Consider the following 16263-nt stretch of genomic DNA (forward strand, 5'->3'; position numbering starts at 1 on the left):
ATCAATACACCGTCGAAGTGATAGTCTTTGGCGCACCGCCGCGCCTCTTCCTCGGAAGTAAAACCCTCGGCGTCGCTTTCAAGACCTAGCAGCTTTTTGGTTACGAACAGGTCCAGTTGTTCATCGTCGACGACCAATATCTTCACGGGCGATTTTTTCTGCAAATAAAGCCATCGATCGAATAATTGCTAAAAACCTCCGTGAAAATATTAGACACCGATTGGTTTCCACACTTATGTTAGCGCGGTTTGTTTGAGCTGATCGCCGAGCAGGCGCATGCCAAAAGAGGGGGCGTCCAGCTGTACGACGTCGCTGGTATCGCCGAGCACTTCGTCGATCAAACCAAAATCCCGTGCCTCCGGAGCGCTTAAATACCGGTCACGTAAAAAGTACTCTTCGATCTCCTGCCACGTGTGGCCGGAATGTTTCCCGATCAGGTGAAAGAGCTGTGTCTGGATGCGCTCCTGCTCGCGGGTGGCGATGCGTACGTCTTCGGTATATCCCTGCGAACCGGCGCTGGTGGGGTGCATGTGGATGGTGGCGTGGGGCAGGGCATAACGTTTGCCTTTGGCGCCCGAGGTCAGCAGCGCCGTTCCCATGCTGGCCGAAACCCCCACGGCGACCGTCGACACGGGCGCCTGGATCATCTGCATGGCGTCGTAAATGGCCAGGCCGGCATATACACTGCCGCCGGGGCTGTTGATATATAGGCTGATGGGCTGCCGTTGGTCGAGGCTATTGAGGTATAACAGCTGCGCCACGATCACGTTGGCCACGGCGTCGTTGATGCCCGTGCCCAGGAAGACGATGCGCTCTTTGAGCAGAAGGCTATAGATATCATAGGCGCGTTCGCCACGGCCGTCGATGACCATGGGGATGAGATTTGCTTGTACCATATACGGCTAGTGAAAAAGTTGATGGATGGATCGTTGAAAGTCGGCGTGTGCCGGATCGGTGAACAGTTGCCGGTGCACCGCCTCGGCCTGTTGCAGCACCTGCTTGCGCTGGTAGAGCCGCAGCAGCTCGTACACCCGTTGCTGGGCCCGCACGTTGGCGCGGAGCGTGGCGCTGGTCAGCAGGCGCGCTTCAAACAACAGCCGCTCGCCGGTAGACAGCTGCCCTTTTATATACTGCTCAATTTGCTGTGTGTCCGTGCAGGAAGTCATCATAGTCCATTGATTTTTGCTTGACCACGTTCCGTACCTTTTCCAGGCATTTATACTTCTGCACAGCCGCGGTGTGCTCGTTGGCATAGCCCAGCGTTTCGGCCAGGCGCTTGCCGTGGAGGCCGTCGTAGTACCATGCGCGCAGCAGGTCCATGCATTTTTTACCCGTCACTTCCAGGAAGCGCAGCAGGCGTTTGCCGTCGGGTACGTCGGCAGCATGCTCGGCGATGGACAGACCGGCCTCGAATGCGTCGAGCGACAGCGCGTGCCGATCGTGTCTGACGGCGCGCAGCCAGAGATGCTTGGCAATGCCCACCACATAGGCCTCGGGTGTACGCGCGAGCTGCAACGTGCCGGCAGCGCGCTTTTCGAGGTAGATGACCAGGGCATCGTGAAAGATATCCTTCGCATCCTGAAAGGTGCCCTGCGTACGGCTTACAAAGCCGGCCACGACCGGGAAGGCCTGCCGGTACATCTCTTCGAAGAACACCTCATCGGTGGTCGTGTCGGGTAAACACAAGACGGATTCCATCGTGATCATACAGTGTTGTTTAGCAGTATGTGTCTCTTGCCGGCATAAGATCACCCTTTTTAACGGAATTTTTTTATCCAGGGTGCCACCACGCGGTCGGTCGCATGTTACACCTAGGTTAAAAATGCCTCTGTGCCCGTAAAAAGCGACAATGGATTGCGCTGCGCGCCTGGTTTTTCCGTATCTTATCCAAGCGAATTTACCCCCCATGAATACGACCGTCTTTGACGCCCCCTATGCTACGGTGACCTATTTTCCGGAAAAGCGTTCCATGATCCTGATCTGGAACGGAAGCCCTACCACCGATGAATACAAAAAACCATTTCTCGCCATGCTGGAATTTGGCCGTAAGTTTCCGGTCGACGGTATGCTGTCAGACATCTCCAATCAGGGGGTGATCAACCCCGACAACCGGAAGTGGTTCGAGAAGGACATGATGCCGCTGGCCGTGGCGGCGGGGCTCAAGCGCGGAGCCATTGTGACCAACGGCAACGCCTTCAAGCTTTACTACATCAACCTGATCCTTTCCGCTGTCAATAAGTTTCCTATACAGACCAAACTGTTCAACAAACGGCAGGAGGCGATTGCCTGGCTCGACAGTTTTTTAGTCGAGGCGCCGGCAGCGCGTTAAGGTCGGGTGATCATTTGCAACGGCATGACCGGGCATCGTTGGTCGGGTGCGACGAGCATTGGCCGACTACGTAAGTTTTACGGCAAACTTCCATTGAATATTCCACTGGTTTTTCTCCACTTTTGAGGAAATTTAAGGGATGCCATTCCGGAGAGAATATTTTTTTATCGTATCCATTTTTTTGTTGTTCTGCTTCACCGGGGCCTATAGCCAGGAGGATATCAACGCCGACCTGACCTGGTACGACAGCTTTCCGGAAGCGGGAAAGAAAGCACAGATCGAACGGCTGCTCCGAGAAGCCGACACGCGATACCGACAAGCCCAACACGCCGGCGATGCCGCCGGCCAGGCGAAGGCGCTGACGGAGACGGGAGCGATCTATTTGTCCGTTTACCAGTTTGAGGCTATTGCGTATTTCCGCCAGGCACTGATCCTGGAGGATTCACTGCATTTGTACGGGCCGAAGATCTTTACCTGTATGGCGTTGGCCCGGGCATCGGAAATGACGGGCGATTATCGGAACAGTATTCAGCGCCTGACCCTGGCGCTGCAGTTAAGCACACATTTTAAAAGCGAGCAACTCCTTGCCAAAATTCGCAACGAGCTGGGAAAGGCCTATGCAGCCAGCGGCACCAGTAATAGCAAGGATTCATTGCACTTGTTGACTGCCGCGCAGAACTATGAGCAGGTCCTCCACCGTCGCGACGAATTAGCGGGATCGCCAGAGGTTGCCAGGGCGTTGTTTAATTTAGGAAATCTTTATACCGCAAAACATAACTATGCAGAGGCACTGAAACGCCACAAGGAGGCCCTGTCGGTGTGGCGGACACTCGGCGATCGAAAGAACGAAGCGATCTCGTTAAATGCGATCGGTGAACTGTATACGTTGCAAAAAAAGGACGACCGCACCCTGGCAAATCATGTTGCAGCGCTTGAGATCCGAAACAGGCTCAAAGATAAAAGCGGGATAGCCCAGTCGTACAATAACATCGGGGCGTTCTATTATCGGGAGAAGCAATATGAAAAGGCTGTTGCGAACCTGTTGCCCGGTCTGGACGCTGCGCAGGAAGCCCAGGCCCAGCACGAGATCGCCAAAAGCTATGAATACCTGAAGTATTGCTTCAGTGAGCTGGGAGATTATCAGAAGGCCCTGGAATATGGGAACTCCCAAATCGCCATCAGCGACCTGATTCAAGCCGAACGGAACGATCGCCAAACCGCAGAGACCGAGATGCAATTTCGATTAGCGGAGATCGGTACGCTGGAGGACAAAGCGCTTGAACGCGAGAAAGAGATCCGGCGCCAGGAAGAGCGCCAACTATACCTCTATGCCTTCATCGCGCTGGCCGTGGTCATCCTTCTGCTGGTGCTATACCAGTACATGATGAAGCAGCGCACCAACCGCATGCTGGAGCAGACCAACGCCACCATTCAGCAACAGAACCTGGCGCTGCAAGACCTGAACGCAACCAAGGACAAATTCTTTTCGATCATCAGCCACGACCTGAAAGGGCCGCTCAATTCGCTGACCTCGTTCTCGGGGCTGCTGATCAACCATACGGACAGCCTGAGCAAGGACGAGATCCGCATGCTGGCGCAGGACCTCGACAAATCGGTGAAGAACCTGTTTGCCTTGCTGGAGAACCTGCTGGAGTGGTCCCGCTCGCAGACGGGCAACATCGAGTTCCGGCCCGAGGTGTTTGACCTTGCCACGGTCATGGAAGAGAACAAGGCGCTGCTGACCGCGCAGGCACAGACGAAGAAGATCGAGCTTGCCTACAAGAGCGAAGGCACACGCATCGTGCAGGCGCACAAGAACTCGGTGACGACCGTGGTGCGCAACCTGCTGTCCAATGCCATCAAATTTACGCCCGAAGGGGGCAGCATCTGGCTGACGGCCGAATCGCGGCAGGGCCAGATGCAGGTGGCTATTGCCGACAATGGAGTGGGTATGAGCCCGGAAGTGGTGCAAAAGCTCTTCCGCATCGACACGAAGCATTCGACAAAAGGCACGGCCAACGAAAAGGGCACAGGCCTGGGCCTGATCCTTTGCAAAGACTTTATCGAGAAGAACGGCGGCCGCATCTGGGTAGAAAGCGAGCCGGGCAAGGGGTCGGTTTTTGTTTTTACGCTGCCACAGCCACTCGGAGGTGTCGTTTAGCGAAAATCTTATACCAAACTCACTGCCAGTGATTTAGGTTTTGGCCGGTACCTTATCCTTCCGGTTGAATTTCCTATCTTGCACGATTTTTCAACCGGCCCGCGACGTCCTGGAACAAAACGACAGCAAGACCCTGTTTTTTGTCCCTGGCATCGACCGCCAAGCACCGAATAGAGATCCGTGAAGAACCCGCTAAGCATCAAAGACCTCGTCAACCTCTTGTATCAGAACAAGGAGGTGGTCGAGATGCTTTTTGGCAACAAGGATTCCGTCAACAAGTCGGAGATCCTCGCCCGCGAGGACATGACGGACGACAAGCTGGAAAAGCTGGTGGTCAACGAGCTGATCCACGAGAACAACAACATCATCAGCCTCGACGACCGCATCGTCACCTTCATTGAAGAGTTCCTGGAGATCGGCGAGGTAACGACGAGCTTCATCAACGACAACATCCAGGCGTTGAACGAGGGGTTGCGTTATTACCGCATCGACAACAACGTCAAGTTCTTACGGAACATCAAGCGGTCGTTGAAGAAGATCAACTCCACCACCTCGCGCGAGGTGATGAAGCTGCACAAGAACATCGACGATACGTACAAGAACCAGGACAACTATGTCATCAAGCTGCAGGAGCTCGAGAAGTACAAACGCAAGCGCGACGACATCATCAACCTGATCAAAGAATCGGAGCAGATCATCGGCGACGCGCAAGGATTCTTCAATACCATCATCGACGCCGAGCTGAGCTCGATCGTGCTGGAGCTGCGGTATACGCTGGTGCGCAACCGTGACTACCTCAACGAGATCCAGTCGCAGATCATCGATTACATCAACCGCATTCAGCACCAGTCGGCGATCTATAAAAAGATCCAGCGCCTCAAGGAATTGAAGGACTACGAAGAGCTGAAGTATAAAACGAACTTCGTGGACGTGGTGGCCGATATCCAGGCGATGTTCTTCCACAAGCGTATCCCGCTCAAGTCGCGGTTGTCACTGGATTTTCTGTACACCGACCACGGCTACCAGTTGACGCAGAAGGTAGCGGCCAAGCTTCACCTGCTGCGCGGCGCCCACCGCAAGCCGGCGGGCCGCATGGTGGCGGGCTTTGACGACCTCAACCAGGAGGAGTCTTCGAGCCTGAACATTGCCGGGTTGGTAGAGAAGTTTATGGAGAGCCAGACCGATCTCTTCCGGTTCGTGCTGGACTATAAGTTTCCGGAAAAAGCCGGCAACCTTACGTTCGAGAAGCGGATATCGCTTTATGTGGGTATTACCATCGACTACGACGCGCAGCTGACCTTCTCGGGCAAGTTCGGGTCGATGGAGTTCATCAACGAAAAGAAACAGAAGCAGCGGGTAGGCTATGCGATCGTAAAGGCTAACACCAAAAAACGCGTGGCAAAGGAACCCACCCAGGAGGCAACAGCATCATGAACATACCCAAGCAGACACCGGAGATCTTCAGCATCCTGAGCAAGGGCAACTTTATCAGCTCGAACGGCAGCCGGGGCAAGTTGTTCGATGTCATCAACTTTGAAGACAACTTTCAGATCCTGAAAGAGTTTTTTGCCCACACCGGCTACCACCTGGAGAAAGGGCACAACTACTTTTACTTCAGCCAGCAGGAGGAGACCAACACCATCATGGAAAAGAAGCTGGAGCAGTTTGCGTATTACATCGACGTGATGGACTTCTTTTCTTCGATGGATGTAAAGCCGGTGGTCGGCACGCGGTATCGCGTCACGCAGATCGCCGAAGAGTGTTACGCCAACGAGCGTTTGAAGCAAAAGCTCTTTGCGTTGTCGCGCCGGGAGAAGATGGTGGACAAGGTAGGAGAGATCGCCAACGACCTGACGGCGGGCGGATTTTTTGAACAAGAGGATGAGGACACATACAAGGTAATGGACGCGATCCATTACCTGGAGCAGGTGATCTCACTCATAACAATCGAGGAAGAAGATGGAGAACAGGCGGATTCTTAACCGGATTATATTTATCAATATCGGTAACACCGATTATGCCAGCATCGAGATTGCGGGCAATACCTGCTTTGTGGGCACCAACAACATGGGCAAGACCACGCTGCAGCGCGCGATCCTTTTCTTTTACAGCGCCAACACGCGGGGCCTGGGCATCTCCAGCTCGCAGAAGTCGTTTGAAGACTATTACTTTCAATACCCCAACTCGTACATCGTGTATGAGATCGCGACGGAGGAAGGATATTTTCACGTGATGCTCTACCGCCGGGAGAAGATCTTCTACCGGTTTGTGGATTCTGCCTTTGACCAGGACCACTATATCGTCGACAGCGAGGCATTGCTGCCGAAGGCACTCCTGACACGGCTGAACGAGCACAAGGTTAACTACAGCGATCAGATCGAGACCTTCGAGCGGTACCGGAACATCATCTACGGCGCCGACCCCGACAAACGGTACAAGAAGTTTGCCCTGATGAAGGGGAACGCGAGCTACCACAACATTCCCCTGGCCATTACATCGATCTTCCTCAGCTCGGAGTCGGTGATCCGCGCCGAGTTTGTGAAAGAGTGTATCGCGAACTCGATCGGCACCAAGCATACCAACATCGAGCTCAAAACCGTAGAGCGCCAGTTGCGCCAGTTCAGCGAACGGTACCAGGACATCGAGACGTTCTTTCGCAAGGAGAATTCGACGCGGGGTGATCTGATCAAAGACAATTTTACACAGATCAAGAACCTGAAGCTCAAACAGCGTTCCTTAGCCACCGAGCTGGGTGGCGCCCTGAAGTACGCCGCCGAGCAGCAGCAGGTTCTGGGACAGGAAGTGGCCCGCCACCGCGAAGAGATCGAATGGCAGGAGGCCGAGTTCCGCAAGCAGGAGCAGGAGCAGCAGGAAGCCAACCGCGAGATCAACCAGGAGATCGGGGCCTTCAAGTCGAAGATCCGCGAGGCCGACAAAAAACAGCGGGAGTATGACGAGCGGGGCATTGCCGATGCCCTCAGGCAAATGGACGAGCGTGCCCAGCTGGCGCTGGAAGTGCAAGCCCGCGAAAATGAATACGCCACCCTCACGGCAGGCTTCAGCGATGTGGAATTGCAGTTCAAGACATTGTTTGACGGCCTGGAGAACGAGCGGCGTGAGTTTGAAAACGTATTGCGTGCCGAAGGCCTGCAGCTCGACCGTAAATACCAGGACGACCGGAACGTGCTGCGTGATGATTTCCGCAGGGAGGAAAGCGACCTGAAAGAACAGCACCAGGCTGAGGTCAGCCGGCTGCGACAGGCGCTCAACCAAAAGGAGCTGGAAAAGAAAGACGAAGCGTTCCGCGAAAAAGAAATACACGGCAAGCGCTACTTCGAAAAAGAGTCGGCGCAACTGCGTGCCAACCTGGAGGAGATCAGCCGGCGGAAGCTGGAGCGGTCGTCGGCCTTTACCGTGAAGAACAACCAGATCGATTCACTGAAGAAGGAAGGCGACCATATTCGCGAAAAGAACAAGCTGACATCGGAGCAATACATCGCGCGCAACAACGAAGAGGTGGCCGGGCTGGAAGAGAAGATCAAGGCAATCGAACAGAAGCTGTCGGTACACCAGCATACCTTGTTCGGCTTCCTGCAGGACAACTACCCCGACTGGTATAGCACCATCGGCAAAGTATGTAACGAAGAGATCCTCTTTAACAGGGAGCTCAACCCAAAGGTTATCAAGAAGAACCTGGACACGCTCTACGGCATCCAGCTCGACCTCGGCCAGGTGCAGGTGTTCTCCAAAACCCTGGAGCAATACGCGCTGGAAAAGCAAGGCTATATCGACAGGATCGCCGCGCTGAACCTGGCCTTCCTGGAATTCCGGGAGACACAAGCGCACGAGGAACAGGGCAAGCTGGCGTCGATCAGCAAGAAGTCGGCGCATTTGAAGAATGAGCTGACGCAACTGGAGTATGAAGCCGGCCAGGACGAGCACAAAGAGAAGCAATATACCCTCGATCTGAGCGAGTGGAAAGCAAAAGGCGAAGCGCTGCGCGAGAAAGACCTGCTGGAAAGCTACCAGCTACAGGATGTTATCAAGAAAGATATCGCCACGCTGACGGAGAGCCTGGCCAACCTGGATGAGGTGTTTACCAAGAACCGGAAAAAGCTGGAGGGGCGTTTTAACGAACGTCTCGCGGCGCTTACCGCTGCGTTCGAACAGGAGTCGTCACGCCTCAAGGACGTGCGCGATGAGAAGCTTTCGGCGTATGCCGATCATAAAGCGGCGCTGCAGAAAGAGAAGAGCAAGGTGCTGAAGAACAAAGGCATTGACGACAGCCGCATTAAAAAACTTAAGGATGAGATCGAGGCGGCACGCAAAGCGGTACAAACCATTGACAAACACGCCGAGCTGATCAACGACTATCGCAAGGATAAACGCGAGCTGTTTGACAAAGTGGACGAGTTCAAGCGCGAGAAGGAACGCTTGGAAGATCGCGTGCAGCAATCGGAAAAAGATTTCGCTGCAATCAAGCAAGCCTTTGCAAAGAAGAAGAGCCAGCTCGAACAGGATATCCGCTCGCTGGCGGAAGATCTCAAACGGTATACCGAAGGACTGGAGCACTTCGAACGCCATTTCCGCGAACGTGCACTCTTCGACAGGCTACGTCATATCATCGAGCCCACGCTGGCGATACACTCGGATGCCGGAATTGTGGGACTATGTTCACAACTGCTGGCCAACGATACCGAATACCACAACCAGTTCGAGAAGTTCCGGAACAATGTCACGGAGTTTGCGGGCCGTTTCCGCCCGGATAACCATATGAACTTTAAGATCAACCCGCAGGCGGGTGAGGGTGAGTACGAGCGTTTTGCGGCATACCTGCAGGAGTTCTATAACGAGAATAAGATCCAGACGTCCATTGCCGAGGTGGCCAAGAGCCACGGCATGCTGATCGATGCCATCTCCAGCAAGATGAAGGCATTGACGGAGCACAAAGGCCGGATCACCAAAATGATCAGCAAGATGGAAGCCGACTTTGGGCGTGCGTCGTTCGAAAGCTCCAAGCTGATTGAATACATCAAGCTCAAATCGGAAGACAGCGAAAACAAGGTGCTGCGCAAGTTGCAGAAGATCGCCGAGTTCCGCGAGCAGAACCCATTCCTGTACGGCGAGGTCAACCTGTTCAATCAGTCCAACAAAGCCAAGGCAGAGATCGATAAGCGCTCGGTGGAGCTCCTGAACGACCTGCAACGGACCATCAGCGAAGAGAAGTACGAAGAGATTCGGGTACAGGATCTGTTCGAGCTGCGCTTCCGGATCAAAGAAGGTAAGAACGACACGGGATGGATCGAAAAGATCGACAAGGTGGGCTCTACCGGTACGGATATGCTGGTAAAGGCAGTGATCTATATTACGCTGTTAAATGTATTCATCAAGGAGTCGACCGAAAAGACAGCGCGCAACTTCTTTGTACACTGTATCATCGACGAAGTAGGGCAGATCTCCGCGGCGTACCTCAAGGAGCTGATCAACTTTGCCGAAGAGCGCAACATCTGCCTGATCAACGGCCTGCCCAACGAAAGCAAGCTGGAGACGCACTACAACTACACCTATAAATTCCGCAAGGACCAGCACGGGTATGTAAAAGTCATACCGCTGCTGACGATGACGATCGAGCCGTGAGCCACGTTTATTCGTGACGCACGGTGTCGGCGGGGTTGGCACGCGCGGCGCGCCAGGTTTGTGAAAGGGTGGTGACCAGGCCCAGCAGCAGCAACAGTCCGATGCTGACCACGATCTCGGCCACGCCGATGTCGATGCGGTAATATTGAATGCGTAAGAGCACTTTGTCAAACAGCAGGTATGTGCACGGCACCGCAATCATGACCGCCAGGGCCAGCAGCCGGAAGTACGACTTCGACAACAGCATGACGAGCTGTGCCGTCGACGCGCCCATGATCTTGCGGATGCCCACTTCTTTGATCCGGTTTTCTGTGGCATAGACGACCATGCCCAACAGGCCTAAACACGAGATGGAGATGGCCAGTACGCCCAGGGCCGAGCAGATCTTGACCATGGAGAAATATCCCACGTAGCTGTCTGCGATCTCATCCTCAAAGAACCGCGCTTCGAACGGGGCCTCGGCGCCCAGTTGCTTCCAGGTATTCTCCATGTCGGTGAAAGTTTGAAAGATATCATTCGAAACGATCCTGACGTTGGCAACCTGCGCATGCTCCGCGTCGTAGCGAAAGAAAAAGCTTTGGATCCTTTCGTTCAACAACAGGTAGTAAAAGTCTTTCACCACACCGCGTATGGTCAGTATTTCTTTGTTATCCGGTAAGGTCACGGTCTTGCCAACCGCTTCGATGGCGGTACCGAGTTTAAGCACCCGCAAAAATTCTTCATTCACCAGGATCTGGTTTTTTTGTTCGCCCGGCGCGTCGCCAAAGTTGGTGCCGGCGACGAGCTGCAACCCGAAGTTGCCCAGGTAGTGTTGGTCGATCCGCATGCTATACGCAAATGTTGAATCGGACTGGTCCGGTTGAACAACATACTCCGTTTCCGGAAAGGACGTACCCAGCACACTGCCTGACAGGGATATAGTTTGTACCGCCGCCAGCTTGGAGAATTCGTTCCGAAAGCGCCCGGGGTCGACACCCTGCAGCTGTACATCGACAATGTTCGCTTTGTCGAACCCCAGGTCGAACGTAAGGGAAGTCCGGTATTGTTTGAGCACGATGGCCACACTCATAATAAAGCCCAGCGACAACGCGAACTGGAATACCATCAGACACTTGCGCAGGAACATGCTACCCCAGGCTCCGCTGGGCACAATGTTGCGGATAGCTTGTACCGGATTGAGCTTGGAGAAGTACGCCGCGGGCACGATGCCGGCGACAAACCCCACAGCGGTTGCAAAGAGTATAAAACATATGATCGTCGGCAGGTCGGCATTGAGCTCGAGGGCATTGGACGCTACCAGCATCGACAGGAACTCCTGGCGCATGACCAGGAAGAGTCCGAATGCCCCCACCAGTGCCAGCAGTGTGATGAGCACCGTTTCCGTCAGGAACTGCTGGAAGATCTGGGAGCGCTGGCCGCCCATGGTTTTACGAAGCCCGATCTCCTTGGCGCGTTTCAACGCCCGGGAGATAGACAGGTTCGTATAGTTGAAGCACGCAGGCAGCAGGATCAGCAAACACAGCGCGGCAAAGATATAAAGCGACAGGTACCCCCATTCGGGGCCGATGCTGTTGTAGAGCTCGGGGCCGGGCACAATATCGTTCAGCGACTGGATGTGGAACTCTGCCCGATATTGATCGGGCCGGGCATAGACAGACTGCGCGGCTTTTTGCAGGTAGTGCCCGACATCGGCGAGCTGAGCCTGGTCTGCCAACCGGAAGTATATATAGTTGCCGTGAAAATACGACCACGAATCGCCCACGAGGGATTTCGGCTGGATCTTTTGCCAGGCGAGCAACGTCTCGTACGACGTGATGACCTCAAACTGCATGTGCGAGTTCTTGGGGTGATCCCGTAAGACACCTGTGATCTCGAATTCGCCATATTCTTTTAGTGTAATGATCTTGCCGAGCGGGTCTTCGTCGCGAAATAGCTTTCGTGCTGCTTTTTCGGTGATCAGCAGGCTGTTCAGTTTTTGCAACGCCGTGGCCGGGTTGCCTCTTACCAACGGAAAGGTAAACACGTCGAGGAACGCGGGGTCGGCAAAGTATCCGGCCAGGGGCACGTCGTTTTCTTTATAGCGGGCATTGCTGGCCAGCTGATTTTGAATACGGACCACCGTACCGGCCGCGGCACACTCCTGTTGCAACTTTTCGAACAGCGGCAGGGGAGCGGACGCATACTCGCGGTTATTGTCGCCATCCAGCACCTGTGTGGTAACGCGGTAGATCCGGTCGCGCTGCACGTGGAAGGTATCATACTGGCTGATATAGGTCACCATGGCGATGAACAGCAAGCTGATGGACATACCGATCGACAGACCGGCAATGTTCAACAGTGTAAAGAACCGCTGCTGCGCCAGGCTGCGGGCGGCGATGGTAAAGTAGCTTCGTAACATCATAAAGGGATGCGTATTGGAGGATAGGGGATGATGGGCTGCGTGTTGTTTGCGTCGTTTAACGGCGTAGGAGACCAACAATACCGTGGCATTGCGCCAATACCGACGCCGGGCCTGTTGTGCGGACATGCGCGTCAGGTCTTGCCGGTATATTTCTTCCAGATCACCCATCAGGTCTTCGACCTGGGCGCTGGAACAATACCACCGGAAGATCCGCTCCGGCAAACGCGGGGGTCGTGGGACAGCACTCATTGGGGAAGGGCCAGGTTGATCTTGGAAATACGCCACAGCTCATCGCGCAGGGCCTTGACGTGGTGCAACGCCATCTTGCCTTCTTGCGTCAGCCGGAAGAAACGCTTGCGCCGGCCGCCGCGCTCGAGCGTGGGATCACCCAGCCAGGATTCGATAAAACCTTTCTCTTCCAGCCGCGTGATGGTGGCGTGCAACGCCCCAATGCTGATCTCACGGTCCGTGCGCTGCTCGATATCTTCTTTAATGCCGACGCCGTAAGCGCCCGCTTGTAAAGCGGCGATGGTCAACAGGACCAGCTCCTCAAATTCTCCCAGGTAACCTTTCATAAGCGGTTGTACGTATGGGAGCAAAGATATGTTTCTATTTTTAAGAAGAAATAATAAAAGGATTATATTTGTCGGGCATGACCGGGCCCGATCACAGGATCGACTGGGGTGTATGCTCTTTGGCGATGGGTAACCGGATCTGTACCTGTGTGCCTTTGCCTTCCTGTGCGCTCACGGTGAGCTGACCGTCGTGCAGGCGGATGATGTTGCGCGACAGCGGCAGGCCGATACCATATCCTTTATAGCTGCGTGTGTTCGACGCGCGGAAGAAGGGATCGTAGATATACTTCAATTCGTTTTCCGGAATACCGATGCCCTGGTCAGCCACCGACACGATCACTTCGCGGTCACTGGCCCCGACGGCCACCGACACCGGGCGGTTGTCGGAGTATTTGCAGGCGTTCAGAATGATGTTGCCGAACGCCATGTGCAACAGTTGTTGATTGCCCTCGATGGTCAGCAGGGACTCGTCTTCCGGAAACAGTTTATGGTCTATGTGGATCTGACTCTCGGCGTGGATGTTGTGAATGGTATTGAACACCGCGAAGAGAAGCTCGTCAATGCGGATACGCTCCCAGTTAAGCTTCTTGCCATCAAAGCCGGTCTGCGCCAGGCTCAGCAGGCTGACGGTAATATGTTTAAGCCGGTTGGCTTCGTCAAGCATGACCTTGATGGACTGCCGATAGGCCTCTTCGTCGCGCGATTTACGCAGCGCGTATTCGGCTTCGCCAATGATCGCGGTCAGGGGAGTGCCCAACTCGTGCGACGCATTGCTGATAAAGTTCTTCTGCGACTCGAACGATGTTTCGAGGCGGTCCAGCATGTTATTAAAGGTACTTGCCAGCTGACCGATTTCATCGGTGCCGTCGTGGGTGTCGAGACGCAGGTGAAGATTAGTGGAGCTGATGTTCTGTACCTTGGTGGTGATGCGGCGGATCGGGGCCAACACCTGTTTCGAGAACAACATGCCGACGGTAAAGGCCACCAGTACCGACAGCGAGGTACCGACAAAAAAGATGTTGCGCAGGTTGTGTGTATACGCGTCGCTGTATTCATTCGTAGCCGAGACGATGACTACATATCGGCCGGCGTGACCGGTATAAAGTATTCCCGTATAGAAACGGTTGCCGTGCCGGTAGGTGCCGTAACGCTCGCTGATAACCTCGCGGTAAAAGTTGTCGGACAGGGGCAGGCTATAGCTCGGATTGGGGATGACCATGCCTTCGTCGTCTACCCGCAGAAAGTATTCCTCTTCGGTGGGGAGTTTCTCCAGGTGTCTTTGCCGGATTTCTTCGTAGGTACGGGTGTCTGATTCGCCTTCTTCAAAGGCGGCTTTGGCAGCTATGATCGCGCGGATGTCGAGCCGTCGGTAAAAGTCCTGGAATGCGTGCTGACTGGCAAAGTAATAGGCCAGCAAGCTGAGCAATGCAATAAACGATGCCGTCAGCAAGCTGAACAGCAGGGCGATCTTAGTTTGTATTTTCATGCACCTCTTTCAATACATAGCCCATGCCGATGACGGTATGGATCAGCTTGGGCTCAAATTCTTTATCGATCTTTTTTCGCAGGTAGTTGACGTATACATCCACGACGTTGGTGCCCAGGTTGAAGGTAATGTCCCACACGTTTTCGAGGATATCGACACGCGACAATACCCGCCGGCGGTTGCGCAGCAGGTATTCCAGCAGGCGGAACTCGGTGGCGGTGAGCTGAATGGGAACGCCCTGGCGTGTAACGGTCTTGCTTTCGACATCAACGGAGAGATCTGCCAGCGAGAGGATCTGGCTGTCGGACACACGCGGATGGGCCCGTCGTGAAACGGACCGGATACGCGCCATGAGCTCGTTGAAGTTAAAGGGCTTGACGATGTAGTCGTCGGCACCGCTGTCCAGACCGGTGACGGTGTTTTCGGCTGAGCCCAGCGCCGTGAGCATGATCACCGGCATGGTCTTGCCTTCCTGGCGCAGCTCTTTACAGATCTCTATACCGCTTTTGCCGGGCAGCATGATGTCGAGCAGCACCAGGTCAAAGGCACCCTGTCGGAGCATCTCGGAAGCCGACAGGCCATCCATCGCCACGCTGACCACGTGATTCTCTTCTTCCAATCCACGTTTGATGAATGACACCACGTTCAGCTCATCCTCAACCAACAGAATCTTCATACCTGCAAAGTTAGTCACCTTCTACGGACAGTTCAATCGAGCGTTTGCTCGGGGCGGGGCAGGGGCTACATAATGTAATAGTCGTGCTCCTTGCCCTTTGTCGCCAGGGATTTATGGTGGTCGGTGTGCAGGTCGTTCAATGCCTGCCGCAGGTCCCGTTCGATGGTGGCCGCTATCGCGGTAACAGGGGTGTCGGTCGGCCGGTTCTCGAACGGATCCTGCAGGTGGATGGCCATCTTTTCGATCAGCAGATACGAAGAGGCTATCGCCACAACCATGGGGATCTCCATCAGGCCGAACATCTCGATCAAGGCAAACGGAAGCAATATAATGAAAAAGTACATCGCAAAGCGTATGTACAAACTGTACGTAGAAGGGAATACCGTGTTTTTGATCCGTTCGCACTGGCCCATGGCATTACACAGGCGCGTGATGGTATTGTCGATCTCAACTTGTTGGTATTTGTTGAGCCATTTCTTGCGCATGGCAAAGTTCAGGTCTCGGCCGTGCAGCTCCAATAAAGCAAACGGCTTGTTGTCATAGCGGTCGATGTAGCTGCGTTCCGACTCCACGAGCACGTCTTCCAGTCCTTTAAAGGTACGGGCGCCCCGCAGGGATTGTCCCAATACGTACCCCCAGGCGATCTGCCGTTTGATAAAGCGTTCGCGAAAGATGTCGAGCGCGTCGCTGTCATACTCGGTAAATGTCATGGTGGCGATCTGTCGTGCCAGCGTGCGCGAGTCGTTTACGATGGCCCCCCAGATGGTACGGGCTTCCCACCAGCGATCATACGCCTGGTTGGATTTAAAGGCCAGCAGCAGCGACAACACCGTAACCATGACCATCGGCACCGACAGCGGTATGGAGATGCGCGTGAAGTGGAACCTGTCGTATACCAATGCGATGAGTATAGCATATGCCGTGACGAGAATGATCTCTTTGCGGATCTTCCCCAGGGCATACGTTAGCGGTATTTTATTTTTAAGCAACATATGATA

The 16263-nt window shown here is 54.4% G+C and carries 13 protein-coding genes; 5 read left to right on the plus strand and 8 right to left on the minus strand.

What is annotated here, in order from left to right; translation table 11 throughout:
* Positions 1–233: 233 nt before the first annotated feature.
* Genes KK078_RS26535 through KK078_RS26545 form a run of 3 tightly spaced genes read right to left on the minus strand, consistent with a single transcriptional unit; the run spans position 234 to position 1707 of the window.
* Positions 234–896, minus strand: a complete 663-nt coding sequence (locus KK078_RS26535; protein ID WP_254093369.1) for a ClpP family protease — start codon at positions 894–896, stop codon at positions 234–236.
* Positions 897–902: 6 nt separating this feature from the next.
* On the minus strand, positions 903–1169 hold the full coding sequence (locus KK078_RS26540; protein ID WP_254093370.1) for an anti-sigma factor: 267 nt from the start codon (positions 1167–1169) through the stop codon (positions 903–905).
* A complete protein-coding gene (locus KK078_RS26545) occupies positions 1135–1707 on the minus strand; it encodes an RNA polymerase sigma factor (RefSeq protein ID WP_254093371.1) in 573 nt (190 codons plus the stop codon). Before KK078_RS26545 ends, KK078_RS26540 begins: the two co-directional genes overlap by 35 nt.
* Positions 1708–1906: 199 nt before the next feature.
* Between KK078_RS26545 and KK078_RS26550 the strand changes: the two genes are divergently transcribed.
* From KK078_RS26550 to KK078_RS26570, 5 genes are all read left to right on the plus strand, one after another.
* On the plus strand, positions 1907–2329 hold the full coding sequence (locus KK078_RS26550) for a hypothetical protein (protein WP_254093372.1): 423 nt from the start codon (positions 1907–1909) through the stop codon (positions 2327–2329).
* Positions 2330–2513: 184 nt separating this feature from the next.
* Complete coding sequence (locus KK078_RS26555; protein WP_254093373.1) at positions 2514–4490, plus strand: sensor histidine kinase; 1977 nt, start codon at positions 2514–2516, stop codon at positions 4488–4490.
* A gap of 180 nt (positions 4491–4670) precedes the next feature.
* Entirely contained in the window at positions 4671–5924 is a 1254-nt protein-coding gene (locus tag KK078_RS26560) for a hypothetical protein (RefSeq protein ID WP_254093374.1), read from the plus strand.
* Positions 5921–6472, plus strand: coding sequence for a condensin complex protein MksE (locus KK078_RS26565; protein WP_254093375.1), 552 nt, complete (start codon positions 5921–5923; stop codon positions 6470–6472). Before KK078_RS26560 ends, KK078_RS26565 begins: the two co-directional genes overlap by 4 nt.
* Entirely contained in the window at positions 6450–10127 is a 3678-nt protein-coding gene (locus KK078_RS26570) for an ATP-binding protein (RefSeq protein ID WP_254093376.1), read from the plus strand. Before KK078_RS26565 ends, KK078_RS26570 begins: the two co-directional genes overlap by 23 nt.
* Before the next feature lie 7 nt (positions 10128–10134).
* On the opposite strand, the gene KK078_RS26575 is transcribed toward KK078_RS26570, so the two are convergent.
* The 5 genes from KK078_RS26575 to KK078_RS26595 form a co-directional block, all read right to left on the minus strand.
* Positions 10135–12777 carry an ABC transporter permease gene (locus KK078_RS26575; protein WP_254093377.1) on the minus strand — a complete coding sequence of 881 codons (2643 nt, stop codon included), beginning with the start codon at positions 12775–12777 and terminating at the stop codon, positions 10135–10137.
* On the minus strand, positions 12774–13103 hold the full coding sequence (locus KK078_RS26580) for a helix-turn-helix transcriptional regulator (protein ID WP_254093378.1): 330 nt from the start codon (positions 13101–13103) through the stop codon (positions 12774–12776). Before KK078_RS26580 ends, KK078_RS26575 begins: the two co-directional genes overlap by 4 nt.
* Before the next feature lie 91 nt (positions 13104–13194).
* Positions 13195–14589, minus strand: coding sequence for a HAMP domain-containing sensor histidine kinase (locus tag KK078_RS26585; RefSeq protein WP_254093379.1), 1395 nt, complete (start codon positions 14587–14589; stop codon positions 13195–13197).
* Positions 14573–15265 (minus strand): response regulator transcription factor, encoded by a 693-nt coding sequence (locus KK078_RS26590; protein ID WP_254093380.1) that lies wholly within the window; start codon positions 15263–15265, stop codon positions 14573–14575. The genes KK078_RS26585 and KK078_RS26590 overlap by 17 nt, the downstream gene beginning before the upstream one ends.
* 65 nt (positions 15266–15330) lie before the next feature.
* Positions 15331–16257, minus strand: coding sequence for a bestrophin family protein (locus KK078_RS26595; RefSeq protein WP_254093381.1), 927 nt, complete (start codon positions 16255–16257; stop codon positions 15331–15333).
* Between the last annotated feature and the right edge of the window lie 6 nt (positions 16258–16263).

Source organism: Dawidia soli (genome assembly GCF_018598185.1).
Taxonomy (GTDB): domain Bacteria; phylum Bacteroidota; class Bacteroidia; order Cytophagales; family Cyclobacteriaceae; genus Ohtaekwangia; species Ohtaekwangia soli.

Excerpts from the sequence above, each read along its gene's own strand:
- KK078_RS26535 (WP_254093369.1), bottom strand. The coding sequence starts at position 896 with ATGGTACAAGCAAATCTCATCCCCATGGTCATCGACGGCCGTGGCGAA.
- KK078_RS26540 (WP_254093370.1), bottom strand. The coding sequence starts at position 1,169 with ATGATGACTTCCTGCACGGACACACAGCAAATTGAGCAGTATATAAAA.
- KK078_RS26545 (WP_254093371.1), bottom strand. The coding sequence starts at position 1,707 with ATGATCACGATGGAATCCGTCTTGTGTTTACCCGACACGACCACCGAT.
- KK078_RS26550 (WP_254093372.1), top strand. The coding sequence starts at position 1,907 with ATGAATACGACCGTCTTTGACGCCCCCTATGCTACGGTGACCTATTTT.
- KK078_RS26565 (WP_254093375.1), top strand. The coding sequence starts at position 5,921 with ATGAACATACCCAAGCAGACACCGGAGATCTTCAGCATCCTGAGCAAG.
- KK078_RS26570 (WP_254093376.1), top strand. The coding sequence starts at position 6,450 with ATGGAGAACAGGCGGATTCTTAACCGGATTATATTTATCAATATCGGT.
- KK078_RS26575 (WP_254093377.1), bottom strand. The coding sequence starts at position 12,777 with ATGAGTGCTGTCCCACGACCCCCGCGTTTGCCGGAGCGGATCTTCCGG.
- KK078_RS26580 (WP_254093378.1), bottom strand. The coding sequence starts at position 13,103 with ATGAAAGGTTACCTGGGAGAATTTGAGGAGCTGGTCCTGTTGACCATC.
- KK078_RS26585 (WP_254093379.1), bottom strand. The coding sequence starts at position 14,589 with ATGAAAATACAAACTAAGATCGCCCTGCTGTTCAGCTTGCTGACGGCA.
- KK078_RS26590 (WP_254093380.1), bottom strand. The coding sequence starts at position 15,265 with ATGAAGATTCTGTTGGTTGAGGATGAGCTGAACGTGGTGTCATTCATC.
- KK078_RS26595 (WP_254093381.1), bottom strand. The coding sequence starts at position 16,257 with ATGTTGCTTAAAAATAAAATACCGCTAACGTATGCCCTGGGGAAGATC.